Annotated in this window: 24 protein-coding genes and 2 pseudogenes; 11 read left to right on the top strand and 15 right to left on the bottom strand. The window is 67.6% G+C overall.

Features of this window, described 5'->3' with window-relative positions:
• The coding region (locus tag BWI15_RS38610) for a tetratricopeptide repeat protein (RefSeq protein WP_143465342.1) at positions 1-2,920 on the bottom strand (2,920 nt) is incomplete at its 3' end.
• A 696-nt stretch (positions 2,921-3,616) separates the two neighbouring features.
• Here BWI15_RS38610 and BWI15_RS39780 point away from each other — a divergent pair.
• From BWI15_RS39780 to BWI15_RS00285, 3 genes are all read left to right on the top strand, one after another.
• Positions 3,617-4,582, top strand: a complete 966-nt coding sequence (locus BWI15_RS39780) for a recombinase family protein (RefSeq protein ID WP_202817533.1) — start codon at positions 3,617-3,619, stop codon at positions 4,580-4,582.
• Positions 4,579-5,073 carry a hypothetical protein gene (locus tag BWI15_RS00280; protein WP_143465343.1) on the top strand — a complete coding sequence of 165 codons (495 nt, stop codon included), beginning with the start codon at positions 4,579-4,581 and terminating at the stop codon, positions 5,071-5,073. Before BWI15_RS39780 ends, BWI15_RS00280 begins: the two co-directional genes overlap by 4 nt.
• 419 nt (positions 5,074-5,492) lie before the next feature.
• Entirely contained in the window at positions 5,493-5,879 is a 387-nt protein-coding gene (locus tag BWI15_RS00285; protein WP_077012204.1) for a hypothetical protein, read from the top strand.
• An 84-nt stretch (positions 5,880-5,963) separates the two neighbouring features.
• Here BWI15_RS00285 and BWI15_RS00290 read toward each other — a convergent pair whose 3' ends face one another.
• From BWI15_RS00290 to BWI15_RS00300, 3 genes are all read right to left on the bottom strand, one after another.
• Complete coding sequence (locus tag BWI15_RS00290; RefSeq protein ID WP_077012205.1) at positions 5,964-6,149, bottom strand: hypothetical protein; 186 nt, start codon at positions 6,147-6,149, stop codon at positions 5,964-5,966.
• Between the two features lie 812 nt (positions 6,150-6,961).
• Positions 6,962-7,768 carry a DUF6338 family protein gene (locus tag BWI15_RS00295; protein WP_143465345.1) on the bottom strand — a complete coding sequence of 269 codons (807 nt, stop codon included), beginning with the start codon at positions 7,766-7,768 and terminating at the stop codon, positions 6,962-6,964.
• A 591-nt stretch (positions 7,769-8,359) separates the two neighbouring features.
• Positions 8,360-9,772, bottom strand: a complete 1,413-nt coding sequence (locus BWI15_RS00300) for a pentapeptide repeat-containing protein (protein WP_083750482.1) — start codon at positions 9,770-9,772, stop codon at positions 8,360-8,362.
• Between the two features lie 501 nt (positions 9,773-10,273).
• On the opposite strand from BWI15_RS00300, the gene BWI15_RS00305 reads away from it, so the two are divergent.
• Positions 10,274-10,627, top strand: a complete 354-nt coding sequence (locus BWI15_RS00305; RefSeq protein WP_077012208.1) for a hypothetical protein — start codon at positions 10,274-10,276, stop codon at positions 10,625-10,627.
• 227 nt (positions 10,628-10,854) lie between these two features.
• On the opposite strand, the gene BWI15_RS00310 is transcribed toward BWI15_RS00305, so the two are convergent.
• The gene (locus BWI15_RS00310) at positions 10,855-11,859 is read right to left on the bottom strand and encodes a hypothetical protein (protein WP_077012209.1); all 1,005 of its coding nucleotides are present in this window, start codon (positions 11,857-11,859) and stop codon (positions 10,855-10,857) included.
• A gap of 217 nt (positions 11,860-12,076) precedes the next feature.
• Between BWI15_RS00310 and BWI15_RS00315 the strand changes: the two genes are divergently transcribed.
• Positions 12,077-12,358, top strand: a complete 282-nt coding sequence (locus BWI15_RS00315) for a hypothetical protein (protein WP_143465346.1) — start codon at positions 12,077-12,079, stop codon at positions 12,356-12,358.
• 152 nt (positions 12,359-12,510) lie between these two features.
• Entirely contained in the window at positions 12,511-13,461 is a 951-nt protein-coding gene (locus BWI15_RS38615) for a hypothetical protein (RefSeq protein WP_143465347.1), read from the top strand.
• Positions 13,462-13,679: 218 nt separating this feature from the next.
• On the opposite strand, the gene BWI15_RS00325 is transcribed toward BWI15_RS38615, so the two are convergent.
• The 5 genes and pseudogenes from BWI15_RS00325 to BWI15_RS40565 all read right to left on the bottom strand — a co-directional run.
• Positions 13,680-13,886 carry a DUF397 domain-containing protein gene (locus tag BWI15_RS00325; protein WP_077012212.1) on the bottom strand — a complete coding sequence of 69 codons (207 nt, stop codon included), beginning with the start codon at positions 13,884-13,886 and terminating at the stop codon, positions 13,680-13,682.
• Positions 13,883-14,422 carry a DUF5753 domain-containing protein gene (locus BWI15_RS00330; RefSeq protein WP_330359522.1) on the bottom strand — a complete coding sequence of 180 codons (540 nt, stop codon included), beginning with the start codon at positions 14,420-14,422 and terminating at the stop codon, positions 13,883-13,885. The genes BWI15_RS00325 and BWI15_RS00330 overlap by 4 nt, the downstream gene beginning before the upstream one ends.
• 94 nt (positions 14,423-14,516) lie before the next feature.
• Positions 14,517-14,777 carry a hypothetical protein gene (locus BWI15_RS00335; protein WP_077012214.1) on the bottom strand — a complete coding sequence of 87 codons (261 nt, stop codon included), beginning with the start codon at positions 14,775-14,777 and terminating at the stop codon, positions 14,517-14,519.
• A gap of 354 nt (positions 14,778-15,131) precedes the next feature.
• Positions 15,132-16,610, bottom strand: coding sequence for a helix-hairpin-helix domain-containing protein (locus tag BWI15_RS40560; RefSeq protein WP_330359523.1), 1,479 nt, complete (start codon positions 16,608-16,610; stop codon positions 15,132-15,134).
• A 196-nt stretch (positions 16,611-16,806) separates the two neighbouring features.
• Positions 16,807-18,267, bottom strand: a pseudogene (locus tag BWI15_RS40565) (PHP domain-containing protein); the annotation flags it as partial.
• Between BWI15_RS40565 and BWI15_RS39950 the strand changes: the two are divergent.
• The 3 genes from BWI15_RS39950 (at position 18,152) to BWI15_RS39175 (ending at position 19,040) form a co-directional block, all read left to right on the top strand.
• Positions 18,152-18,466 (top strand): hypothetical protein, encoded by a 315-nt coding sequence (locus BWI15_RS39950; RefSeq protein ID WP_237771069.1) that lies wholly within the window; start codon positions 18,152-18,154, stop codon positions 18,464-18,466. The pseudogene BWI15_RS40565 and the gene BWI15_RS39950 overlap by 116 nt on opposite strands.
• A gap of 68 nt (positions 18,467-18,534) precedes the next feature.
• Positions 18,535-18,882, top strand: a complete 348-nt coding sequence (locus BWI15_RS00345; protein ID WP_077012215.1) for a hypothetical protein — start codon at positions 18,535-18,537, stop codon at positions 18,880-18,882.
• Positions 18,879-19,040 carry a hypothetical protein gene (locus tag BWI15_RS39175; RefSeq protein WP_168197240.1) on the top strand — a complete coding sequence of 54 codons (162 nt, stop codon included), beginning with the start codon at positions 18,879-18,881 and terminating at the stop codon, positions 19,038-19,040. Before BWI15_RS00345 ends, BWI15_RS39175 begins: the two co-directional genes overlap by 4 nt.
• Before the next feature lie 160 nt (positions 19,041-19,200).
• Here BWI15_RS39175 and BWI15_RS00350 read toward each other — a convergent pair whose 3' ends face one another.
• On the bottom strand, positions 19,201-21,303 hold the full coding sequence (locus tag BWI15_RS00350; RefSeq protein WP_077012216.1) for a fibronectin type III domain-containing protein: 2,103 nt from the start codon (positions 21,301-21,303) through the stop codon (positions 19,201-19,203).
• Positions 21,304-21,629: 326 nt separating this feature from the next.
• Here BWI15_RS00350 and BWI15_RS39180 point away from each other — a divergent pair, with 326 nt between their 5' ends.
• Complete coding sequence (locus BWI15_RS39180; RefSeq protein WP_168197241.1) at positions 21,630-21,800, top strand: hypothetical protein; 171 nt, start codon at positions 21,630-21,632, stop codon at positions 21,798-21,800.
• Between the two features lie 240 nt (positions 21,801-22,040).
• Here the strand turns inward: BWI15_RS39180 and BWI15_RS00355 are convergent, their stop codons facing one another.
• The 3 genes from BWI15_RS00355 to BWI15_RS39185 form a co-directional block, all read right to left on the bottom strand.
• Positions 22,041-22,784: an SOS response-associated peptidase gene (locus BWI15_RS00355; RefSeq protein WP_077012217.1), complete on the bottom strand. Its 744-nt coding sequence runs from the start codon at positions 22,782-22,784 to the stop codon at positions 22,041-22,043.
• Positions 22,785-22,955: 171 nt separating this feature from the next.
• Complete coding sequence (locus BWI15_RS00360) at positions 22,956-23,177, bottom strand: hypothetical protein (protein WP_077012218.1); 222 nt, start codon at positions 23,175-23,177, stop codon at positions 22,956-22,958.
• A 29-nt stretch (positions 23,178-23,206) separates the two neighbouring features.
• Positions 23,207-23,818 (bottom strand): ATP-dependent DNA ligase, encoded by a 612-nt coding sequence (locus BWI15_RS39185; protein WP_077012219.1) that lies wholly within the window; start codon positions 23,816-23,818, stop codon positions 23,207-23,209.
• Between the two features lie 119 nt (positions 23,819-23,937).
• On the opposite strand from BWI15_RS39185, the pseudogene BWI15_RS40675 reads away from it, so the two are divergent.
• Positions 23,938-24,144 (top strand): annotated as a pseudogene (locus BWI15_RS40675) (site-specific integrase); the annotation flags it as partial.
• Between the two features lie 117 nt (positions 24,145-24,261).
• On the opposite strand, the gene BWI15_RS39955 reads toward BWI15_RS40675, so the two are convergent.
• Positions 24,262-24,462, bottom strand: a complete 201-nt coding sequence (locus BWI15_RS39955) for a hypothetical protein (protein WP_237771066.1) — start codon at positions 24,460-24,462, stop codon at positions 24,262-24,264.
• Positions 24,463-24,889 lie beyond the last annotated feature (427 nt).

The following is a 24,889-nucleotide window of genomic DNA, read 5'->3' on the forward strand; positions in this document are numbered from 1 at the left end:
GTGTGTAGGTGTGGCCGTGGTTGGCGGCTTCGCGGGCGAGGCGTTCGGCGACCTGCTGGTCGCCAGCCTGCATGATTGGCACCACTAGCTCCCGCAGCGCGTTGGTGTGGCCGTGGTCGGCGGCTTCGCGGGCGAAGCGTTCAGCGCCCGGCTGGTCGCCAGCGATGTGGCACAGCCAGGCCAGGTTTCTCAGCGCGTCTTTGTCGCCGCGGTCGGCGGCTTCGCGGGCGAGGCGTTCGGCGCCCGGCTGGTCACCAGCCTCGTGGCGCGCCTTTACAAGCTCCAGCAGTGTGTAGGTGTGGCCGTGGTCGGCGACTTCGCGGGCGAGGCGTTCGGCGCCCGGCTGGTCGCCAGCCTCCGCGCGTTGCACTGCTAGTTTGTGCAGCGCGTTGGGGTGGCGGTGGTTGGCGGCTTCGCGAGCCACGCGTTCAGCGCCCGGCTGGTCATCGGCTCGCATGCGCAGCTCTGCTAGTTCCAACAGCGCCTCGATGTAGCCGCGGTTGGCGGCTTCGCGGTACAGGCGTTCGGCTCCCGGCTGGTCACCGGCTCGTAGACGTAACACCGCCAGCTGCCGCAGCGCGTAGTTGTCGCCGCGGTCGGCGGCCTCGCGGTACAGGCGTTCGGCGCTTGGCTGGTCGCCGGCCTGCATGCACAGCGCCGCCAGTTCTTTCAGCGCGTATTTGTCCCCGCGGTTGGCGGCTTCCAGGGCGAGGCGTTCAGCGCCCGGCTGGTCACCAGCCTTGTGACGCGCCTCTGCAAGCTCCCGCAGTGTGTAGGTCTCGCCGCGGTCGGCGACCTCGCGGGCGAAGCGTTCGGCACCCGGCTGGTCACCAGCCTCGTGGCGCAGCCTGGCCAATTCGTGCAGCGCGTAGGGGTGCCCGTGGTCGGCGGCTTCGCGGGCGAGGCGTTCGGCTCCCGGCTGGTCACCGGCTCGTAGACGCAGCACAGCCAGTCTTTGCAGCGCGTCGGTGTAGCCGCGGTCGGCTGCCTCGCGGTATAGGCGTTCGGCTCCCGGCTGGTCACCGGCCCGTAGACGCAGCACAGCCAGTCTTTGCAGCGCGTCGGTGTCGCCGCGGTCGGCTGCCTCGCGGTACAGGCGTTCGACGCTCGGCTGGTCGCCGGCCTGCATGCACAGCACCGCCAACTGCCGCAGCGCGTGGTTGTCGCCGCGGTTGGCGGCTTCGCGGGCTACGCGTTCGGCTCCCGGCTGGTCACCGGCTCGCATGCGCAGCTCCGCCAGTTCGTGCAGCGCGTTGGTATCGCCGCGGTTGGCGGCTTCGCGGTACAGGCGTTCGGCGCCCGGTTGGTCACCGGCTCGCATGCACAGCACCGCCAACTGCCGCAGCGCATAGTTATCGCCGCTGTCGGCAGCTTCGCGGGCCACGCGTTCGGCTCCCGCCTGGTCACCGGCTCGCATGCGCAGTTCCGCTAGTTTGTGCAGCGCGTTGGTGATGCCGTGGTCGGCGGCTCCGCGGTACAGGCGAGCGGCACGTTGGAATCGTCCACGGGTACGGGCCGCAGCTGCGAGCTCAATGAGAATGTGAGGATCGCTGCCCTCAGCGGCGGCGGCCCAAAATGTGCCGGGTGGGTAGTAGCGGGCACGTTCGCTGCGTACCTGTTGTTCGACGTAGTCGGACAACCGCAGACCAGCCTCGTCGATGGACTCACCCGGCAGCGATCTTCGGCCGGACAGAGGCCCCAGGGCACCGTGGCAGTCCTTCTTCAGGTAGTCAATCGCTACATCAAACCACTGGCTGCCGTCAGTCCCGTTCCACACATCGGGGTCAAGGTACCCGGGTGCCGCCGCGCGGAGAAATTCGACGGGCAAGTAGAGCCAACTGCTGAGCCTGCGTGCATCCACTGCGGCTTGGATGATCGCCTGAGCATGCTCGCTTGCTCCTTCATAGCGACGGAGCTGTTCGAATGCGCCAGCAAGGTGCTGCGTGATCCGAGAGCTTTGCCCGGCAGCGAACCTCAGGCGCGAATCGGCGCTGATCTGCTGCTGAGCCGCAGCCAGTTCGTCGGCAGAGAACTTCGGAGGAACGTGTACCTCAAGGCAGCGCCCAGGATCCAGTAGCGCCCGGGCAGCTTCATGACCCTTCGACTGCTTGTCAGTGAGGATGTCGCGGCGATCCGGCCACAGAGAGCCAAGCACAATGAAAGGCCCGCGATCCTTATCGTGTAGCAGTTCCTGGAGCATCGAGGCGACCTGTTCACCGGCGGCAGGCTCCAGATATCTGTGAGCCTCGTCCAGCCAGATCACCGTATTCGGTGCGATCACGTCGGCGGCCAACGCGTCGATGACCGCCTGCGGGCGATGCGGGATCAACGGGTGCCAGACTCTCCAGTGACGCAGTTCCGCGCGCATAGCTTCCCAGCAGGTCCTGGTCTTGCCTGTCGACGAACCGCCGACCAACATGATCACCCGGTTGTCTGTGCCGGCAGCACGGAGTTCGCGCCGAAGCAGTTCGTCGTGACTCCGCGCCAAGTACGGCGGCAATACCGAAGCGCCGGACCGATCAGGCGCGATGGCTTTGTGCACCTCGTGGACGAGTGCATCCTCGTCTGTGAGTTCACCGATCGTCCGCCCAAGATACGGCCGGTCGGCTGGCTCCGCGCCCGACCCGGCCGTGGTCTCCGCCTTGGAAAGAACGCGTAGCCTTCGCCACCAATCGAGAGCATGACGCTGGTGCCTGGGATCGATCTCTGCGGCCAAGGCCTCGAGGAGTTCGATGACCTTGTCCTGATCGCCCGCCCGGCGGGCGTTAACCGCCTTGCCGCCCAGCCAGTCGCTGAGCGTTTGTACCGGCACGTCCAAGGCAGGGACCAGTCGCCGCTGGCACAAGGCGCGAAGCTGACCCGGCATGGGTGCTCCGGCAACCTGATGCAGACGTTGTAGCTCGGCGTCGAACCTGGTCATCAACTCCCGCTGCTCCCCCGCGTCGTCTGCTGGCCGCAGATCATGCCCGGTACGGAACCCGACCGGATCAGGCGGATAAACCGGATCACGACTGGGTGGTCCGGCCTTTCTACGGCGTGTCGCACGGTAGCGAACCTAGGCTCGCACGTCACGCCTCACCCATGTGGCTTTCTGGCATCACGTGCACCACCCATCGAAACCACTGAGGTGACAGACAATGACACTCCTGCAACTCCTCCACGACGGAGCCCATTCCGCCGCGGCGCTCTACGCCTGGACCATCACTCTCACCACCATCACCGCGCTGAGCGCGCCGGAACCGGACCAGCGTAAGAACGCGCGCCAGGTCTTGGCCCTTCTTCTCCTGCGGCGATCCCGCCCAGAATAGAGCCGGCCTCGTGGCCGAGCATCGTGCTCGGCCACCGGTCGATGGCGAGTCGACCGTTGCCGGACTTGGTTCGATGAAGATCGCATACCGCGATCGGCAGGGCGTGCGCAGCGCGAGCTGCCACCCGTCGAGGTGCCGAAGATGTGAGTGGCTCCGGCGCCGTTCGGCAAACGATCGATTTCCGAACAGCGCGCGCGGCCCGGCGGAACTTGGACGCGCCACGCTGGTGATGGTGTTCGGAACCTGTTCGGAAACGGTTAGTGTCCGAATCCCTAAACGAACACGTTTGCCGAACGCAAGGAGTGTGCATGGCTCTCGTCGGACTGGTTCGCGTCAGCACTAGATCTCAGGAGACCGCCCGGCAGCACGATGCGCTCGACCCGATCTGCGTGAAGGTCTTCGAGGAGAAGCTGTCGGGCACGTTGCGCACCGAGGACCGGCCCGAGCTGACCGAGGCGTTGGACTACCTGCGCGAGGGCGACATGCTGACCGTGCAGGAGGTTGACCGGCTCGGTCGCAACCTGCTCGAAGGACTGATCGTGCTCAACGACCTGTTCCAGCGCGGCGTGGCAGTCAAGGTGCTCGAAGGCATCGCCGCCGGCGAGCACGTCGAGCGGTCCCTGATTCTCGATCTTGCCCTCGCACTTGCCGAAGACCGGCGTCGCGACCTCGCCAGGAAGACCAAGAACGGTCTCGACGCCGCCCGGGCCCGCGGCCGCGTCGGTGGCCGGCCCACCGTGGTCGACGCCGACAAGCGCCGAGCGATCCTCGCGCGCCGGGCCGAACGCGAATCGCTCCGGACCATCTCCAAGGGCGTCGGCGTCAGCCTGGCCGTCGTACACCGCGTGGTCACAGAGCACGAGGCCCAGCTGGTGCTGAGCGCCGCCGAGCCGGCCGAGCAGCAAGTGAGCAGCGCCCCGCTGTCGATGCCGGCGCCGCCGACGACGTCGTCGTGCCCGGGCTGCGGCCACCGGCCGAACGGCCAGCGCGACCAACGGCTGCTACGCGACGCACTCGGAACCGTCTGGCTCCTTGCCGACCCCGACCGGCCGGGAGAAGTGCGCGAGCACTGGTACTGCGACCACTGCCAACCGCACGGGGCCGACCTGGTCATGTGCCCCTGCGGCGGCGACAGCGTGATGACCAGTGCCGAGCTGGCCGGCCATGCCGACATCAGCACCAGCGCGGTCACCCGCTGGCTCACCAGCCACGGCTGGATCCACCACGAGGGCACCTGGTACTGCGCCCGGCACTTCTCCCCCGCCGACCAGTGACAGCGAGCGCGTTTTCGCTTTCGGACCCGTCCGACGAACTTCTGTCCCTGGCCGAGGTGGGGCGGATCCTCGGCGCGACGAGGATGACGGTTCACCGCATGGCGGTCGCCGGCCAGTTCGAAGGCGCGTACCAGGGGCCGCCACGGAAGAACTGGCAGATCCCCCGGACCAGCGCCGAGCGCGTCGCCGTCGAGTGGAGCCGGCGCATCAGCACCGGCGCGGCCGCCGCGATGCTCGGCGTCGGCACCGACAAGTTCCGCGAGCTCCTCCGCACCGGCCTACTGACCCGGCACCGCTACAGCCCTGACCCCATCTCGATCGACGAAGTCCAGCACCTCATCGACACCGACGCACTGACCGACCCCGTCCACCGCGGCCGCATCCCTACCCGTCAAGCCGCACAGGCACTCGGCCTCAACCCCAATACGCTGTCCCACCTCGCCGGCGCCGACCGGATTCCCGCGACCCGCGACCGGCACGGCAGGTGGTGATTTTCGCCCGAGGCACGTGGAGCTGTACCGGCGGGCGCGGGCCGTGAGGGTCCCTCGTAGTTAGGGGGACTGGGTGAGGCAGGTAGTGGTCGGTCGTTGACGGAAGGCTTCGGCGACCCGGGAGAGGCGAATGGCACCTCGGTAGGGCCTCGTGGGGCGTTGAAACAAAGCAGACGGGCGCGGGGTGGGGGCGTTTCTGCAGACTGTCGGTGCAGCGACGTATAACGGAGTCGTAAGTCGGCCGTCTGGGCCGACGCCGATCTGCGACTGGAGTCATCGCGATGTGCAAGTCCCGTGCTCTGGTGGCGTCCACTACCAGCTGAGCATCCGCTCGGCGGTGGAAACCACTTCGACCCCAAGGAGAGACCCGACTTCCAGGTTCATGGACGCACCAGAGCACGGCCCGTTTACGGGAGCCGGTGTCGACCGCCATGACCGCAGATCTCACGACCGACTTCATCACCGCAATCAGCCAGGCGCTGAGCGGCATCGACCCGACCCTCGGGCTTCTAGTGGCCGCGTTCGCCGGCTTGACCAACCTCGCGATTCGCTTCTTCCACAGCGAACAAGGCCAGCATCTCGCCTGGTTCCTCGTCTTCTCCTGCGTTCACGGCGTGCGGGCTGCGAAGAAGCTCGCACTGGACAAGACGTTCCCGACCGGATGGGCCCTCAAAGAGGTGACACCCACCGAAGAAGCCAGGCCGCCTCAACGAGCCGATGAAACCACCGTCGAACCCGCCTCTTCTGCACCGGACGCGGACAGCAACTCTGGGCCCGACCAGATCGAGCTGATCGAGCGCGACTGACCCACCGCGGGTACGACGGCCCTGGGCCCGAGGCGGGTACGGGGCCGTCGTACGTCGCCGGCGTTTGCTCGCACTTATAGCCGCTCAGCCCCTGAGCCGCGCGAGCAGGATGCACGTCGGCGTCCAAAGGCCGGCGGCCACAGCGAGGGCGGTGGCGGGTATGCCCAGCTTGGCGCCGAGCAGCAGCAACGATCCGAACAGCAGCGTCGCGAGGATGATGTGGCCGGGTCGGGGTGGTGGCACCGAGGCCAATGGGCGCTCTACGCTCACTATGGAGCTCCAGTTCTCTTGACAGGGGTCTGTGGGTTCTTCTGAGGCGGTTTCCCGGGGTCCAGCCGGGGGCCGCCTCTCTATTTCCGCTAGCTTGCGCGAATCGCCGGTAGTCCGGCGACTCGATCGGGGGTACTCGCCCAACCTCGTTCTCCTCTCATATGGCCAACGCTAGATGCCGAAAGCCCTTGTGTCCGGTCCAATCCGTTCCGTCACCAGCGGCCGCGCGGTCTCGGTGCTCTGGTACAACAAGCAGCGCTTCCGCTGCTCGACAAGCAGCATGTACCGGTCGAACCCCTAACGTTGCGTCGAACCCTGATCTTTGTCAGACACGCGAATCGGTGGTGGAGCCGTCGACCGAGTCGGGCGGCACTCAGCGCACGGTAGAGCAACCAAGATGTGTGAACGCAAGCCCCACCGCGCACCACACACGTCCGCCCGGCGCGAAGATGCCTCTTACATTGGAGGCTTTGACTGGCGCGACGCTCACCAGTGACGAAGGTCAGACACGGAGCCGGTATAACGGACTTCTACCGCTGATCAGGACAGCATCCGCGGCGAGGCCCTCGAGGATCTGTCGGGGTGACGGGCTACCGTCGTCGAGATGCGTACTTACGAACGCTCAGCACGGTGCCAGGAGCAAGAGGAGGTCAGGGTGGCTGACAGGATCACGATGGTCGACGACAGTGACGACAGCCAGAAGTACGGCCAGCATTTGCTGGGCGGCCCGTTGAAGGGAACCGAAGAGAAAGGCCAGCAGGTTCTGCCTAGGACGGGGAACCCGCCCCAAGCCGGTCAGAACGCCAACAAGCTCATTGTTCCGGAGGTGCCGCTTCCTCCGCAGCCTCCGGCTGAGGACGACTGACGGCCGGCGTCCGGTAGTCGTTGATGTTCTGGTCGCGCTGCAGTTTCGACACGAACATGGCCGAGATCTGACGGGCTGAGATGGTCACGTTCGAGACTGGGTAGTCGTGGAGGACCTTTCCCTTCGGTCCGCGCCACTTGATCGGCGGACCCAGGATCAGTTCTCGGTCCGAGGTGTCCGCACCGATGTTGCTGTAGGAGACAACCGCGCCGCTGACCCACGCTCCGTCGGTGAGTCTGATGTCCACCAACATCTCGAAGCCCTCGGCGTCGTGGAACAGTGCGAACCAGGCGGACATCGTCGACGGGTGCACGAAAGTGATCCGCTGCCAGAGCCAACGTACGGCCGCGAAGAGCGGCCGGCGCTTTCTGATTCGGATCCACTTGAGTCCCCGCGCCACGCGGTGACCCCACGGGGGGACCTTTGCGCCGCGGAACAGTGTGACCAGGTACGCCACCGCAATCGCTGCCACGAGCAGGCCGACCGCCCACCAGAGCAAGGTCTCGGGGTGGTAGTACCAGTACTTGCGCGGTTCCCGGACAAGCCGCCCAAAGTCGATATGCCGTGACCACAGCCAGGACGTGGCGATGAGTACGAAGGCCTCAGTGGCAACGCTGACGGCCGCCACTGTAGCTGTCTCCCGCAGCACCGATGTGGTCCGTTCGGTTCCCCTGCGCTCCTTGCCGACTTGATAGAAGAAGCCCGGCAGCAGGAGTACGACGAACAACAACACCCCAGAAAGCGTGGTTGGCATCGGTCGCGTCTCCTGACGGGCGTTCGGCGGTTAATCGTCCCACCTCATCATCAGCGACCGGGGTCGGGTTTCACGGAAAGCCACGTCTGGCGTCGTGGCCCCATCAAAGGAACCGGCTTCGGAATCTCCGGGACGACGAACCCGGGTCGAGGCGGAGCGCCGACCGAACCACGTGGTTGCATCGTTAGATCAGCGCGAACCAGGGTCGTACGGCGTACCGCATCGTGCTTCGGTCTCTCGTCGGTCAGGCGCCCTCCGAGGTCCGACGAATCCGGCGACCTGCTGCGGGGCGCGACGTTGATGGACCCGATCACCGCAACGGCTCTCCAGCTCGCCGAAGAGTGGGACGGCCTTAACTCGGCAGCCCCGCCCGCCGCGGTCCGGTACTGATCCACAGCGCCGGCGCGTTCGAGTGCCTCCAGTGCGGTCCAACGAGACAGCCGTGCCCGCCACCTATCACGACGTCGACCAGGCCGCCGTTCCTTGCGACGACGCCTTGCGTTGTTGGGACTTCACAATCCACCGGTCGTGCTTGCGGTGCTCCGGGCGCGGCCTGTGATCAGGCCTGCTCCCGCCCGTCGATGACGACTGTTACAGCCAGTTCGGTAGCTGCAGACCCGCGATCGCCCCCGTTGGAAGGCCGCTCGGCTTGACGCCGTTGGCATCGAGAAGCGTTTCGGACAGATTGACTGTGCCCTCGACGAAGCTGTCCTCGCTGAAGTCGAAATGGACAATGCCGCCGGAAAACTGCGCCTGACCGAAGTCGAGGGTGCCAGAGAAGAACGACGGCCGAATGAAGACGACGATGCCCCCGGAGAACTGCGCATGGTTGAAGTCGACGGTGCCGCCGGAGAAGTGCGCCTCGCTGACCTTGACGGTGCTGCCGAAGAACAGCGCGTCGTTGAGGTCAACTGTGCCGCTAGAGAACTCGGCGCCGCTGAAGTCGACGGTCCCGCCGGAGAACTGTGCCAGGTTGAAGTGGACGTCACTGCCGAGGAACCGCGTCAGCCTGAAGCGAACATCGGCCCCAGAGAACAACGTCGCGGTGAAGACGACGTCGCCGCCGGAGAGCTGCGCGTGGCTGAAGTCGACTTCGCCGCCGCAGAGCTGCGCCTGGGCGAACTCGACCATGCCCCCGGAGAACTTCGCTCCGCGGAAGCTGACGTTGCCGCCCGAGAACTTCGCTCCGCGGAAGCTGACGTTGCCGCCCGAGAACTGCGTGTTGATGAAGTCGACGGTGCTGCCGGAGAACTGCGCACCCGTGAAGTCGACTTTGCCGCCTGAGAATTGAGCCTCGCTGAAATTGACTTCGCCGCCGGAAAACACAGCATGGCGGAAGTCGCCGCCATCGAAGACTGCGCCGGTGAAGTGCAGGTCACGTCCTTGCCACGATTGGGTAGCCGAGGGCAGGAGGTGGGCGGTGATGAGACGGATGATGGTCAGGCGGACCTCGCGTTCACCTGGGTCGCTCTCCACCGGTTCGTAGGGCAGCCGTAGGTAGGCGCACAGGACGTCGATGCACTGTTGTTGCTGTTCCTCCCAGTCGTCGGCGAGTCGGGCCATCGCGTAGATGCCGGCGAGGCGGACGGCGGGTTTTTCGTTACCGATGAGGTCGGCGGCGTCTTGGTAGCGGCTGCTGAACAGCCGGCGGTCGTCGCGGTGGCTGCTGGCCTCTTCGACGCGGGCCCGGCGGTATCCGACGACCAGGGCGAAGGCGGCCCCGATGCCGGCGGCCAGTCCGAGGGCGATCTTGACGAGATCGGCGAGCAGCTTTTGCTGGTCAGCGATCGGGATAGTCGGCTGACGGTCACCCGGTGGCTTCAAATACCAATCGACGCCGAGCAGCCGGGCCAGGAGAACGTAGAGCACGGCGGCACCGAGGATCGCGGCAACCGCGGCACCAGCACCGAGCAGTCGAAGCGACCCGAGTTTTGGTGTTCGTGCCACATCCCGGTTGCGCGATTTGCGGCGGATCTGACGCCGAACTTGGTCAAGTGATGTCATTGGCCCCCCAGCTGGACACTGTGCCGAGCCTGTGACGCGCCGCGGCCCCTTACCGTGCCCGATCCGAGTGGCGCCTGTCACCCCGCCGCACGGATTCACGTAGTTACGCGGTCCGGCGTATCCGCACACGTGCTGTGGTCTCTCGTCGGTTAGGCGCGCCCTCTGGGTGCACGCGCCAGCAGTGGTTGTTCCTGTTGCCTGTGGTCGAGCGGAGCGAGTCTGGACAACCACCTGCTGGTGTGTGGAGCTTGCCCGCCTGATCGATGAGAGACACCACCCACCGACTTCCTCTCCGAGAGAGGGCCGGGGGTCGGGGGCGGAGCCCCTGGTGCACTGGCGTGTGCCGTTCCGACTCGTCGTCGTAGCCTTGCCGTCGACCTCGTCAAGGAGGCCGGCCCATACGTCCTGGGCCTCGCCGGCGTCCTCGCGACCTACCGAGGCAGCACCGCTCACGGCAGAGAAGCTCGGCACCACTCCCGCGTAGAGAAGCTGTACGCCGAGATGCTGGACTCCATCGAGACCCAGTTCCGCCGACGGGTTGGAAACCTCGACCCGGGGCCGGCCCTTCCGCCGCGCTTCTTGACGCCCCGAGTCCACCTCTACGCACCAAAAGCCATCCAGATCCTGTGGAGCGATGTGCTCGACCAGATCGAGAAGGCAGATGAGGTCTGGCTGGACGCGGAGTGTAACGGGGAAGTGCCCGGCGGGCCCCTGACCGCCGCGTACGAGAGGGCGGAGCTGCTACTGGCCGAGGGCATGTCCGAAGACCTCCGCGTTCCCGGACGATGGGGACGCATTAGACAGACAATGCGCTGGGTGTCCCGGCGCCAGATCGTCCCGGCCGAACCGGACTGAGCGTGACCACATAACAGTTGCTCGCCCGACCTGCTCTTCGAGACCGTGTACCGGCCTGAGCAAGTCATCGCCCGCTTCGCCCCCTCGTCAACCGTTGGCCCGCACCTGGCCGACCCGACGAGGTCGCGGCTGGCGATCCACGAACTCGTGACGACGAGCCGATGAGCCAGACCGGTCGGCGGGGTGACCGCTCCAACGACCACCGGGACCGCATGCCGGTGGTGGCCCTAACCGACGAGGTGAACCCATAGCCCGCGCCAGGCTTCGTGTTCTTCCTCAGGTCGGCGGCGGGGCGCATTTTGGATCAGCCACAACAGTTGCGTGACCGCTGGGCTCGATTCCAGCAGAGGACCAGGTGGCCTGCTGGCTCGCACTCGGTTAAGGATGGCACTGACCTCGTTAGGGGCCTCACGCACCGGCTCGCAGATCTGCATGGCCTGCAAGAGGTTGTAGGTGGTGAGGGTCGGCAACTCCTCCGGCGTGAACAGCAAACCGTAGGCGACCCCAAGCCGGTAGGGCACTGGCCACCGTTCGAGGCTGTCGTCGTCAATGGCCGCCTGCACACCCTCGTGGCGAACGATGAACGTGTCACGCGCTGCTCGTTGCCCAACTGCCAGCCCAATAGCCCGAGCATGTCTTTCCTCGATGCCACCGAGGTTGGCGTCGGCTAGACGCTCCGTCAGCGTCCCGCCGTAGAAGACGATCTGGCCGTACGGGTCACCGATTAGATCCCGGATCAAGGTCTCTGGCCGGCCGTAGAGATAGTGGCCGATGCGACGCAGCGCCCAGCGCGTCCACATGAGAGCGCCGTCCATAGCTAAGTCAAGCATCTCGGCCTGCAGCTCCGGCTGTCTGGCACGTCCGTGCCCGCCCCCGTAGCTGTTGCGGATTCGGCTCAAGTTGACTGCGATCTTGCGGGCCTGAGTCGCGACGTCGCCAAAGGGTGACTGGTAGGCAAGTTCGCGCCCTGGTTGGCGGGCTAGCAGATCATGGGCACCGTTGACGATGGTGTCGAAGTTGGAGTTGCTGCCGACGGGCTGGCCATTAATGTCGTGGACCACCTTGGCGACTGCTTCGACCACGCACTTGAGCTGACCGAGCGCCTGAGCGTCGTCTCCATCTTCGAGCGCGCGCACGAACCGGTCGACTTCGATGTTGATGGCACCCCAGTGCGCCTCGCCGAGGTGCTCGGGGCGGGGCACAGCGAAGCGGCTGTAGCGCTCCTCACTCATCGCCTCAGGATGCCAGGCCTCGGATGGAACGTGCGTGCGTACTTGCCACATTCGTCGAGTCGACACCGGTCGGTCCGGCAGCGAGCCGACTCCGGGCGCGCCGGTCGCCACCAGCATGACCGACGTCGGTGGGCAGCCCAGGCGATCACTGGCGGTTGAGTCTCCCGCTCGCGGTGCGGAGCCTGGATCTGTCGGTGGTCGCGGATAGCTTGCGGAAATGGGTATTCCCGTGAGCAATTCCGGCTCTGATCCGGACCTCATCACCGACGAGCCCGCAGCCGCTTCCGGCACCCCCGAGCCTGTCCACCCCAGCGACGTCCTGGACGACTGGTTCGACGACTCCAACGAATGGGCCGGCCAGCTGGCCGGCATGCTGACTGAGGCCTACGAGGGCCAGACGATCCCGGAATCGTTCAGCGACGACCTGGCCGCGATCGCCGTCGACGTCGACACGGTCCAGCGGTACCTACGCGACTGCGCGGTCGACGTCGATGGCTGAGACCGACCGCCGCCCGGCGCCGCCAAAGCCCGCGCCGCCGGCCTCATCGACGTTCCGTACGTTGTCCGGGGGCGTTCGTAGGCTTGGCCGTACGGGTCTTCGGCTACGGCACATGATCGTGCAGCCGACCATCAGCTCTTTGGAGGGGGAACATGGCGACGGAGATAGAGCAGCACGCGACAGACTTGCTCGAACGGCTTTACGAATGCCACAAGATTGGCGGGAACTCGAGGGAGGTCCTGGCCGCCTATCTGCGTGCAGAGGAGCTGGACAGAGAGTACGGCGAGACGCTGATCCGCTTGCTCGAAACCAATGGCTACGTCGAGGCATTTCACACGCTCGGGGGCGCAATCCCCACGATCAAAGCAGCAGGTATCCAGGCAGTTCAGCAGCTGCAGGCAGATCGCGCTGACCCGAAGATCCGGACCGGAAACCTACGCACAGCGATGCTCCTCTGGCTGGATGAGCAAGAGGAGAAGGGCTCTGCCCCAGTCACCTGGGCGGCATTTGCGAAGTCGGATGAGCATCGCGCCGACTACAGCGAACGCCAGATCCGGCATGCGGCTGAATACCTCTACGAGAACCAACTCACCAAGGCAGTCCGGGCGATGGGAGCGGACAACGGCTGGATCAGACCAGTCCTGACCGTTGCTGGGCGAACCTGTGTCTCGGACTTCGGAGGAGATGTGAACGAGTACCTGAACCGCGGAGCCGTGCGACCGGTGGCAAACCACTCGACCACGAACACCACCGTGCACATCACCGACAATCACGGCAACGTGTCCGTGGCCGGCCAGGACTTCGCCCAGGCCATCACCCACACGGGACTCGACGCCGAACTTATCCTCAACGTTCTCGAACTGGCCGGCGGCACTCACCAACTGGCACCGACGCTCAAGCTGCCTGCAGACGACGAGCGGCGGCTCGTAGAAACCGCGGATGAGCTGCACGCTGAAGCCAGCAGTGGCAAACCCGACCGAGGCCGGATCCGGCAACTGGTCGAGAAGATCTACGACGGCGTAAAGAAGGCCGCCCCAACCGTCGCGCAGAAGACACTGGAGGCACTTGCCGAGGGCTCGATCAAGGCCCTCACAGGCGGATAGGACCGCGACTGCTGCGCAGTGGAACGTTTCCGACTGTGCGGCGGTTGACCGACAGACCGGCCGGATCTTCGGGTGTCAGCGGTAGCCGCGCGATCACCGACGTGCTCTCGGAGAGAGGGTCCGGCGGTGGAGCCCCTGGTCGTTCTTCAATGGTGTGCTGTTGAAACGACCGAGGCCCCCGCGATGCGGGGCCCTCAGGCTGTGTCGTCGGGGTGAGGTCAGGCGGGGTCGAACTCGCCGTCTTTGGCGCCGGCGATGAACGCATCCCATTCGCTGGGGGTGAAGATCAGCGCCGGGCCGGCCGGGTTCTTGCTGTCCCGTACGGCGACGCGGCCGCCGTCGAGGTCGGCGACCTCGACGCAGTTGTTGGAGTTGTTGCTGCGGGTGCTTTTGCGCCAGACCGCGTTGGTCAGGTCGTCGGTCACTTGGGTAGCTCCTTCAGGGCTTTGGAGATGAAGTCTCTGGACTGGGCTTCGGTGAGCGCCGTTGCCCACAGGTCGGCCCAGACCGCTTCGTACATGTCGATCTCGCTCGGTTGATCGAGGTAGAGCGTGCCGAGGAATCCGTCGACGTAGACGGTGGGCGGCTCGGCCAGGCGGTGAGGACCGGTGGCGGGGAACTGGAGCAGGACGAAGGGCCCCGAGACGATGCCGGCGTGTGCGCCTACGTGGTGCGGCATCACCTTGATCTCGACGTTGGGCAGGTCACTTCTGTCTAACAGATGCTGTAGCTGACCGGCCAACGTGTTTCGGCCACCGGTCGGTCGCCGGATGATCGCTTCGCCGAGCACGACCTGGAGGGTGACCGGGGCGGTGGGCCGGGTGAGGACGCGCTGGCGGGATAGCCGGAACTGCACGCTGCGCTCGACGGCCTCGTAGTCACCGCCGGTCTCAGTCGTTCGTGTCGAGCACACGCCTGAGCCGATCGCGCTGTTTGGACGTCTCCGAGGCGTGAATAACACAGGGCCCCGGGCGCGGCCCGGGGCCCTTTGTTATTCACATGCTGTGCCCCCGTCAAGACAATGTCGGGACGGGGTGGTTCGTGTATGCTAGGTACTACAATAGAAGCGTTGATACGTCGGTAATTCTTTCCGCCACTCTTGATGCCACCAGCCCGACGGATGTAAGCGTTCCGGCCGTCGATAGCGGATGTCCAGTTGCCTCCTGCTCGTGCAACAACAACCACGTGAGGCCGATGGCAAACAGGACGACGAACAGGCGGATGCCCACCATGATGTAGGTGAGGGCCGTCGCCTGGCGACGCTGGCTGGTGCTCTTGCTGGTAGTGCTCTTCTTGCTCTTGGTGACACGGGTCATCGTGTTCTCCTTTCGTTGACGTGGACGCGAGCCAGGTGGCTCGGCCCTGGTGAGTGGGCACGTCAAACGAAAGGTTTGAGTCGTGCTTTCCTCCTTTGGCTCCTCTGGCCATTGACTATGGTTCTGAGGGCAAAAAAAATGGGTCTTCCTCGATTGAGGAAACCCATCACTGCTTGTTCCGTTCTTGCGTCAACAGCTTAACATACGTGTCAATGCGGTGTCAACTGCACCCGTTCATTCTTTGTGACTCGATGAGTTCCAAACTCTATTTGCTTTGAGATCAGTCTTAAATCAAATTCTGATCGGCCGACGATGCCGTCGAGAGCCTCCCCTGGGCCCGCCAGTCAGGGTGGTTCAGCGGAAGTCGCGGGACTTGGTCTTGGCGGCCAGCGGCAGCGGTTCGAGGTGTTCGGCGTTGAGGTTGACGACCTGGCCGGTGCGCTGGACGCGGCCGCGGATGATGACGGCGGCCGCGCCGCGGGCGACCTTGGCATGGGCGTTCCAGGCGCCGACGGAGATGACGATGTTGGCCATGCCGGTCTCGTCCTCGAGGTTCATGAAGGTGACGCCGGAGGCGGTGGCGGGGCGTTGCCGGTGGGTGATGACCCCGGCGACGCGGACCCTGGACCCGTCGTCGGCGGTGCGGAGCTCGGCGGCCGAGAGGATCCCGTCGGCGCGGAGCTGGGCGCGGATCCGCTGTACCGGGTGACCGGTCGGGGTGATGCTGGTCGACCACAGGTCGGCCATGTCGGTCTCGACGTCGCTCATGCCGGGCAGCATCGGCGGAGGACCGGCCGCCGTGATGCCCGGGAGCCGGTTGGGGCGTTCCTCGGCGGCGGCGCCGGCCTGCCACAGGGCTTGCCGGCGGTCGAGCCCGAAGCAGTCGAACGCGCCGGCGGTCGCGAGCGCGTCGACCTGCTTGGCGGTGATCCCGGTACGCCGGAACAGGTCGGCCATCGAGGCGTAGGGGCCGCCTGCGTCGCGTTCGGCGACGATCCGTTCGGCGTCCTTGGTCCCGACTGTGCGGACTTCGGCCAGGCCGAGCCGTACGGCGTACGCGCCGTCGCGCCGGTGCCGGGTGGTGTCGGCCGGCGCGTCCGGGTCGAACTGCCCGACGACCGGTTGGGGATCGACCAGGCAGGCCGGGTCGCCGGTCGGGCCGGGGACCTGCTGGCCGTCGACGAGCTGCTCCAGGCCGGCCTCGGCGCCGGACAGCTGCAGGTCGGGACGGCGGACTTCGACGCCGTGGCGGCGGGCGTCGGCGACCAGGGACTGTGGTGAGTAGAACCCCATCGGCTGCGCTCTCAGCAGCGCGGCGAGGAACGCGGCCGGGTAGTGCAGCCGGAACCAAGTGGAGCTGTAGACGAGCAGCCCGAAGCTGATCGAGTGGGACTCGGCGAAGCCGAAGTTGGCGAAGGCCTCGATCTTTTCGTAGATCTCGTCGGCCAGGTCGCCGGTGATGCCGTTGGCGGCCATGCCGTCGTACAGCTTGGTCTTCAGCGAGGAGATCTTCTCCACGCCGCGCTTGGAGCCCATCGCCCGGCGCAGCAGGTCGGCCTCGCCGCCGTCGATGTCGCCGACGGCCATCGCCATCTGCATCAGCTGCTCCTGGAACAGCGGGACACCGAGGGTCCGCTCGAGCACCGGCTCGAGCTTGGGGTGAAGATAGGTGATCGGCTCTTCGCCGGTGCGCCGGCGGATGAACGGGTGCACCGCGCCGCCTTGGATCGGTCCGGGCCGGATCAGCGCGATCTCGCAGACCAGGTCGTAGAACCGGCGCGGCAGCAGCCGCGGCAGGGTGGCCATCTGGGCGCGGGATTCGACCTGGAACACGCCGACCGAATCGGCCCGGCACAGCTGGTCGTAGACGCCGGCCTCCTTCCTTCGGGATGGTGTGCAGCGACCACTCCTCCCCCACCGTGTCGCGGATCAGGTCGATGCAGTACTGCAGCGCGGCGAGCATGCCGAGGCCGAGCAGGTCGAACTTCACCAGGCCCATGAACGCGCAGTCGTCTTTGTCCCACTGCAGCACGGTCCGCTTTTCCTTGCGGGCGTGCTCGATCGGCACGACCTGGCCGACCGGGCGCTCGGTGAGCACCATGCCGCCGGAGTGGATTCCGAGGTGGCGGGGGAACTTCAGCAGTTCGGTCGCCAGGCTGATCACGCGCTGCGGGATCTCGGTGTCGCCGCCGGCGGTGATCGACGGCGACCAGCCGTCGATGTGCTTGGACCAGGCGTCTTGCTGACCGACCGAGTAGCCGAGCGCCTTGGCCGCGTCGCGGACGGCGGACTTCGGCCGGTAGGAGATGACGTTGGCGACCTGGGCGGCGTTCTCGCGGCCGTACTTGCCGTACACGTACTGGATGACTTCTTCGCGGCGGTCGGAGTCGAAGTCGACGTCGATGTCGGGGTACTCCTCGCGGGTCGCGGCGAGGAACCGTTCGAACGGCAGGTCGTACAGCAGCGAGTCGACCGCGGTGATCTCGAGGGCGTAGCAGACCGCGGAGTTCGCCGCCGATCCCCTGCCTTGGTAGAGGATCCGCTTCGTGCGGGCGAAGCGGCAGATGTCGAACACGATCAGGAAGTAGCCCGGGAAGCCGAGCGACTCGATCACGTCCAGCTCGCGGTCGATGCGCTCGTAGGCGTCCGGGCGTTGCTCGCGGGTGCCGTACCGGATCCGGGCGCCGGCATGGGTGAGGGCCGAAGCCAGCTCATCGGGGTGTGGCCTTCGGGCACGTCGCGCAGCGGCAGCATCGGCTTGGCCCGGCGCAGGTCGAACCCGAGCTGCTTTGCCAGCCGGACCGAGTACTCCACCGCGCCCGGATAGCGGCGGAACAGCTGCCGCATCTCCTCCCCCGACCGCAGGAACGCCGTACCCGCCGGCGGCAGCCAGCCGTCCATCGCGTCCAGGTCGCGCCGGGCGCGCACGGCGGCCAGCGCCGAGGCGAGCCGGTGGTCGCGCGGCTGCGCGTAGTGCACGTTGTTGGTCGCCACCACCGGCAGACCGCGGGCCTTGGCCAGCTCGGCGAGGACCCGGTTGCGGGTCGAGTCGGTCGGCAGCTGGTGGTCGGTCAGCTCGACCACCACCCGGTCGGGGCCGAACAGCGCGACCAGGCGGTCGAGCTCGGCGAGCGCGGCCGCGGGACCGTGCGCGTAGCCGCCGGCCTCCAACGCCCGGCGGTGACCGCCCCGGACAACCGGTGGTAGCCCTCCTGCCCTTCGGCCAGCACCAGCAGGTGCGAGCCCTCGGGTCGGCGACGCCGTTCTGTGGTCCGGTCAGGTCCAGCGACAGCTCGGCGCCGAACACCGTCGGTACGCCGTGCGCGGTCGCGGCCTCGGCGAACCGGGCCGCGCCGTAGAAACCGTCGTGGTCGGTGATCGCCAGGCCGTGCAGCCCCAGCTCGGCCGCGGTCTCCACCAGCGTCTCCGGCTGGGAGGCGCCGTCGAGGAACGAGAACGTCGAGTGCGCGTGCAGCTCCGCGTACGGCACCGCCGCCTCGGCCCGCAGCCGCGCCGCCCGCTCCGACGCCGGTTCGTCGCCGGCCGCGACATACGGGCCACGGTGCTGGCTCCAGGCCGGCGAGTCTCCCCCGTCACCTGCAGGCGGGCGGCCGCCGTCGCTGCCCGGCCGCGCCCGGTCCGACAGCCGGCGCTCCAGCTCCGACCACTTCACCGGCGGATTGTTGTAGCCCATCCGTGTTCCTCCCGTTGACCCGAGAGTAGAACATATGTTCGAACATCAGCTACCGTGGTTGGCATGCTCGGACGGTTCACGGTGCGGCCGGCGACGGGTGACGATGGCCCCTTCGCCGTGTGGGACAACGCCGTCAACGGCTGGCGCGCGACCGGGCTCGACGAGGTCGCGGCCGAGGAAATGAAGGCCGACCTCGACCTGCAGTACGACGCCCACGGGCCCCGGCCGGCCGGCGACGTACGGCGGGCCGAACCCGCCCGGCCGGTGCAGTACGCCGACTGGCACCCCGGTGAGCTGGACGCCTGGATCCGCGACGGCGGTCAATGGCTCGGCCGGGTCCGCGATCGCGACGGCCGAGTCAGCTGGATCCCCGCCAGCGACCTACGCCCGGCGGGCCAGGACTCGCCGTGAACGCCGGCTTCGGGATCAAGCTGGTCGGCGGACCAGGCGATGGCCAGCGCTTCCACGAGCACGACTTCCTCGAACGCATCGGCGCCGCCCAGCGCATGGGCCGCACCGACCCGTCGGCGATCCCGCGGCCTGGGCACTCGGCTACCAGCGCACCGTAGCTGCCCGAGTGGCACTGGAAGGGCGTCAACTGCCACCCCGACCGGATCGACGACAGCTAGCCGCCGTGTGCCCCACATCGCCGATCCGGCGCCGCGGCGCACACGGGCTTCTCCGCGCACGACCGCCGGCGCCGGCCGATCCGTCGGGGACCGCGGCGACTCAGGTGCGGCTGATGCCCAGACCGTCGACCTGGACGAACTTGCCGGTCGACAGCACCTTCAGCATCACCGTACCGGTGCGGTACGCGAACGGAGGCAGAGCGACGACGGACTGCCGCACCGTCGTGGCCGAGTACAGGTTGACCGAGCCGACAGAAGCGCCGTTGACGTAGACGCCGACCGTGCCGCATGTCGGGCAGCGGGTGGCGACCACGGCGACCCGGCTGACCGCCGACCCCGGACGGGTCAGATACGAGCCGGCCTTCGTGGTCTCGGTCGCGGTGCCGCGGTAGAAGAGGCTCCACACCGTCCGCGACCAGCCGGCCGACGTACCGAGAGACCGGTCGTCGAGTGCGACGGCGCTGCACTTCTGCGTCGACCAGGCACCGGCGTTACCGACCTTGTCCACCGCACGAACCTGAAAGCAGTAGCCGACGGCCGGGACGACGCCGGTCAGCGTCACCGAGGTGGCGGTCAGCTTCTGCCAGCCCGCCGGGTACTGCCACGGTCCGAAGCCGCCGTTGTACGCCGCCTTGTTCCAGCGGACCTGGTAGTAGGTGACGCCGGATCCCCAGTCGGAGCCCGTCCAGCTCACCGGGACCGACGACGCCAGCGTGAACGGCTGGGCCGGGCCGCGCAGGGTCACCGACGGGATCAGCTGGTCGACGACCCACTGGCGGGTCACCGTCGCCGTCCCACCGGCCGGGTCGGTCACCTTCACGCTGAGCACGTGCGTGCCCGGCTTCTGGGCCGGGATCGCCCAGGCGCCCGGGGCGCACGGCATCCAGGCGGCCGAGTCGATCCGGCACGTCACCTGCAGGCCGGCGATCGCGTCGTCGGCGTCGGCAACCGCGATCGTCGCCGTCGTGGTCGCGGTCTGGGTGAAGGCCGGCACGGTCAGCGTCGCGGTGGGGGCGGCGCTCGTTGTCTGCAGCCAGGCGAGCTCTTGGAGGCCGCTTTGGACGTGGGCGTACGGGACCGACCAGCTCGACGGTTGCTGGCCCGGGCCGGTCACGGTTGCCGGGTGCGGCCCGACGCCGGAGCCGGTGTTGGAAAAGCTCATCGCCAGCGTGGTGCCCTGCGGGTCCCACTCAGGCGAGCCCCAGCCCTGGCCCTGTACCTGCGGCGACCACTGCACAACTGGTCCACCCGACAGGTCGGTCACCGCCACCACGAGCCGCAAGTCGGCGGTCCGCTGCGCGAAGGCGACTCGGTCGGTACGCGAGACCGAAGGATCACGCCCGCCTTCAGTGCCGGGCAGAGGGGTCCGGGCTCCGGTCGACAACCGTAGGACGACGAGCGGGTCGGTGCTAGGGACACTCGGGTCCGCCCTGTCCGCGTCGCCGATCTCGAGCACCAGGTTCTTGCCGTCGGCGGTCCAGGCCGGAGAGGACGCGTTGGCGCCACCGGTCACCGCTGCCGGTACGGCGTTGGCGGTCGTGCTGACGGTCCACACCGCCGGCGCGGCGTCGTAGGTGTCGCGCCGGACGAACGCGACCGTGCGGCCGTCGGGCGAGAACGCGGCCTGGGAGTCCCAGCTGCCCTGCGTCAGCGCCCGGATCCGCTTGCCCTCGGTGTCGAACAGCCACAGCGACGTACCGGTGGTGTCCCGGACCTGCGCGACCAGTGTTCGCCGGTCGGGCGAGACGTCCGGCGAGTCTCCGACGTCCTGGCTGAGCGTCGCTCCCATCGCGTTGCTGCCCGGTGCGGTCGCGGAGATCAGGTAGGAGCCGAAGCGCGTGCCGATCAGGCTGCGGGTCGGGACGAGGACCGTGGCATCGCTGTACGACGTCTCGCCGTTGAGCGTGCGGGTCAACCGGTAGGTGTGCCAGCCCGGGGCTTCGTTGTTGGACGACCACTGGCCGGTCGTCATCCCGGCGCGAGCGACCGGCGTACCGCCGACGACCTCGGCGATGCTGTAGCTGGAGGCCGGGTCGGTCTTCCAGGTCAGCTCCGCCCGCCCGCGGGTCGCGCTGACGGCCGCGACCCCGAAGTGGAACTCCTCCGGTGGCGGTGGCGGCGCGGCCGCGGCGGGCAGGACGAGTACTCCGGATGCGGCCATGGCCAGCGCCAAGGGCGCGGCCAGGCGGGCGACGATGTTCAAGGGGCCCCCATACTCAGTGGGGCCGGATGCGGCACCCGCCCCTTTATCGCGGTGCGCCGCCGTCCGTTACATCAATCGCTTGCTTCCGCACCCATCCGGGTCAGCCTCGCTGACGACGCCAGTTCGAGCTGAACGAGCGTGGGGACGAGCAACGAACTTCGATGAGCTGAAGCCGCTGGGTTGACCTACGGTGTGCCGCCCAGGCAAGTGCTCCACGACGGCACAACGCATCACGACGCCATGGCTTCGGTACCGGATCGGTCACGGCCGCGCAGACGGAGAAACGTAGGGGTGCGCCCTACCGATACACCGGCTGGGGAGGGCCAATGGGGATGTGTCAGGTCGCTCAGCGCATGGTCGCGCTGCTGCGGATCGTCGAACGCGACCCGGCGCCGTACGGCGCCGGATCTGACGTCGACGACGCCGTACTCGACGCCTGGTTCGGCCGCCGCTCCAGCGTCCTCCCGTTCGTCCCATCTGACTCTGCGACGAAGTGAGTGCGCCCGCCGAGAGGCTCGGGACCTGGACGACAGACCGCCCGCAGCGGTGCATCCTGGCTATATGGCCTGGCGCTGCGGGAAGTGCGACGGGATGCAGGTCCCGGAGCACCATCGCCTTTGCCCGAAACGAGACCGGTCCGTGAAGGCGCGCCGCCTCATCCGGGTACCACGACGTCGCCCGGACCGGCGGACCGATCAGCGCAAGTGATTCGTTACGCCGCGGAACTGCCCGATCGCTCAGCTCAGGGCGATCGGCTCAAGTAGCTCCGGACCGTTGTTGCGGACCGAGTTCACCGCCTTGGACACCGCGTAGATCTCCAGCTCACCCAGCGGCGGGGCCATCAAGCTTCGCAGTTCGTCGACGTCGTGGTTGCGCGGGTCGAGCCAGGCCTCCCAATCCGCCGGCGCGATCGCCATCGGCATCCGGTCGTGGATCCGGCCGACCGCGTCCGTCGCGTTCGTGGTGATGATCGTGTATGTGCGCACCAGGCGCTCCGGGTCGCCTTCGGGCTTCGACTTGTCGGTCCAGGTCTCCCACAGGCCGGCCAACGCGAGCGTTGACCCATCGGCCGGGCGCAGCGCGAACGGCTGCTTCACCGGCTTGTTGTTCTTGCCGAGCTGCTCGGTCTCCATCCACTCGTAGAACGCGTCGACCGGGATCAGCGCGCGCCGCGACTTGAACGGCGTACGGAACGACGGCTTCTCGTGGACCGTCTCCGCGCGGGCGTTCGCCATCCTCGACCCCATCTTCAAGTCCGGCGCCCAGAACGGGACCAGCCCCCACCGGAAGCTCCGCAGCTCCCGCACCGGCTCGACGTCGTCCCCGGCGTCCTTCGGCACCCGGGCGATCACCACCGGGTTGCTCTTGGTCGGCGTGACGTTGAAATCCGGTCCCCGCAGCTCGTCGGCGTGCTGCTCGTCCACGACGAACCGCTCCAAGAGGTTCGCCCGGCTGGCTGTCGATGCATAGCGACCACACATGCCCCCAGGCTGCCACGCAACGCAGACAACGCTCGGGACCTCGCACGTTGTGCACGCACCTCGGCTTCGGCGTGTCGGCCACCAGACGGGGGTATGTGTCAGCTTGGCGCCGCGCTCCACGCGCCGGTGCCGCGGCCCCGGTGTTAGGAAGCAGCGCCGGGGCTGTCCCGGTCACTCCAGTTGGTCGACGTCGCCGGGGTCGAGATCGGCGCGCGGCCGCACGAAGCGGAGCGGGTGGCGATACTGGCCGGCCTGGATCGCGGCGTCCGCGCTGACCTCGACGACCACGTCGGGACGGACCTTCGTGAGCGGCTTCTTCGAGTCGCGGCCACCCCACCGCTGGGAGCTGATCTCGTCCGGCCACGGGTGCCCGGCGCGCGCCGGCCGGAGCATCGCTCCCAGCTCGGAGGCCTGCGCGGCGCTCAGCGGGACGGTCCGGCCGACAACGACCAGGTCGTCACCGCGGTACGGCCGGCGATCACGACCTCGGGCCGGTCGATCGGGCCGATGACGCCGCCGACGATCACCTCGACCGTGTCGCGGCGCTTCACCTTCAACCACTCCCGTCGGCCACCGACGTAGCGGGAGCTCGCGCCCTTCACCACCAGGCCCTCGACGCCCATGGCCTCGGGCAGTACGTCGAACCACTCCCGCGCCTCGCCGATGTCCGCGGTCACCGGTGAGACCTGCAGCGGGAGCTGCCAGGCTTCGGCGAGCTGCTCGAGGCGGGCACGGCGGGTGGTCCAGCGCTGGGTGCGCAGGTCGACCCCGCCGTAGGCGAGCAGGTCGAACGCCACGTACGACGCCGACGTCGACGAGACCAGCTGGCGGGCCTTCGCCGGGGCGGTGACCAGGCGCCGCTGGAGTGCGTCGAAGTTGAGCCGGCCGTCGAGGAAGATCACCAGCTCGCCGTCGACGACCGCGCCGTCGTCCAGCTGGCGGGCGGCGGCCGCGGCGATGTCGGGGAACCGGTCGGTGAGTTCCTTGCGCTGGCGCGACCAGATCCGCGCTGTCGTACCGCGCCGGACGATCACCGCGGGGCTAGTTGACTGAACTCTTCGAGCACCGATTGGCGCTGCCGGTGTGTGGCCGGAGAAGGTATGGCGGGTGTCGGGTGTTGCGTTGGGTCGCGTGGTGAAGTTCGAGCAGGGGGGTGCCGTGGCGGGTCGTCTTCCCGGATAGCGAGCATGCGGCGGCGTCCGGGTTCCTGCGTGATGTCGCGGCGTCGGATTGCTCGGTGGCGACGCTGCGCAACTACGGCTACGACTTGCTGCGGTGGTTTCGGTTTCTGCACGACCGCTGGACGGCGTGGGAGCGGGCCGAGCGCGCCGACGTCCGGGAGTTCGTCGAGTTGCTGCGCGAGTCGCCGGTTCCTCAGCGGCTGAACCGCCAGCCGGAGGCACCGCCGCCTGGTTCGGTGAACCCGGTCACCGGCAAGCCACGATCTCAGTGTTGCTCTAGGCAAGCTTCCGGTCCATCACGCCCGCGTGTCAGGCCGGTTGCGCCGCCGAACTCCTGCCAGCGTCGGGCAGGTCGCGGTCGAGGTGGTCGGCTTGGAACAGCGCCTGTCCAGCAGACACTTCACGTGGTCGTCGGCGGCCGAGTAGTACACCAACGCGCCCTCCCGGCGGCCCGTCACGAGGGCGGCCAGGAGCAGCTTGGCCAGGTGCTGACTCACTGCCGCAGGTGCCGCACCGGCTGCAGGGCGAGTCGTGGGTGGCGTGCCTGGCCAAGCTCGCCGACGGGGCATGTTCGAAGTCCACACCTCCCTTGCAGACTTGCCGCAGGCGGACGCGTGCGTCTCACCGATCCGCCCCTGCCGACCGGCTCGCTGCCCGGACGGCAGTTCAAGTCGCGTACGAGCGCCTGCCTGGTCAAGCAGGCGCGGCGCGGACTCGCGGTTCGTGCCGAACCTGCCTGAACTCTGAACACCACTCCGCCGACCTCGCCCGCGTCGCTCGGCATCCGGACACGCCAGCGTCCAGATTCTGGAGGCAACGCAGACGCTCCGAGCGGCGGCATGTGCCGCCGCTCGGAGCGTTCAGGACCGACTATCGTCCGCGGTTCCCCACGATTTGGCCCACGACGCGGCCGATTCGTGATCC

Origin of the sequence: Kribbella sp. ALI-6-A (assembly GCF_001984195.1) — a bacterium.
Taxonomy (GTDB): domain Bacteria; phylum Actinomycetota; class Actinomycetes; order Propionibacteriales; family Kribbellaceae; genus Kribbella.

Coding starts and splice junctions, on each gene's coding strand:
- BWI15_RS00310 (WP_077012209.1), bottom strand. CDS start 11,859: ATGAGTGAGGAGCGCTACAGCCGCTTCGCTGTGCCCCGCCCCGAGCAC.
- BWI15_RS39780 (WP_202817533.1), top strand. CDS start 3,617: ATGGCTCTCGTCGGACTGGTTCGCGTCAGCACTAGATCTCAGGAGACC.
- BWI15_RS00300 (WP_083750482.1), bottom strand. CDS start 9,772: ATGACATCACTTGACCAAGTTCGGCGTCAGATCCGCCGCAAATCGCGC.
- BWI15_RS00295 (WP_143465345.1), bottom strand. CDS start 7,768: ATGCCAACCACGCTTTCTGGGGTGTTGTTGTTCGTCGTACTCCTGCTG.
- BWI15_RS00355 (WP_077012217.1), bottom strand. CDS start 22,784: ATGTGTGGTCGCTATGCATCGACAGCCAGCCGGGCGAACCTCTTGGAG.
- BWI15_RS00345 (WP_077012215.1), top strand. CDS start 18,535: ATGCTCGGACGGTTCACGGTGCGGCCGGCGACGGGTGACGATGGCCCC.
- BWI15_RS39180 (WP_168197241.1), top strand. CDS start 21,630: ATGGGGATGTGTCAGGTCGCTCAGCGCATGGTCGCGCTGCTGCGGATC.
- BWI15_RS38615 (WP_143465347.1), top strand. CDS start 12,511: ATGGCGACGGAGATAGAGCAGCACGCGACAGACTTGCTCGAACGGCTT.
- BWI15_RS00360 (WP_077012218.1), bottom strand. CDS start 23,177: ATGCTCCGGCCGGCGCGCGCCGGGCACCCGTGGCCGGACGAGATCAGC.
- BWI15_RS00315 (WP_143465346.1), top strand. CDS start 12,077: ATGGGTATTCCCGTGAGCAATTCCGGCTCTGATCCGGACCTCATCACC.
- BWI15_RS00305 (WP_077012208.1), top strand. CDS start 10,274: ATGCTGGACTCCATCGAGACCCAGTTCCGCCGACGGGTTGGAAACCTC.
- BWI15_RS00335 (WP_077012214.1), bottom strand. CDS start 14,777: ATGACCCGTGTCACCAAGAGCAAGAAGAGCACTACCAGCAAGAGCACC.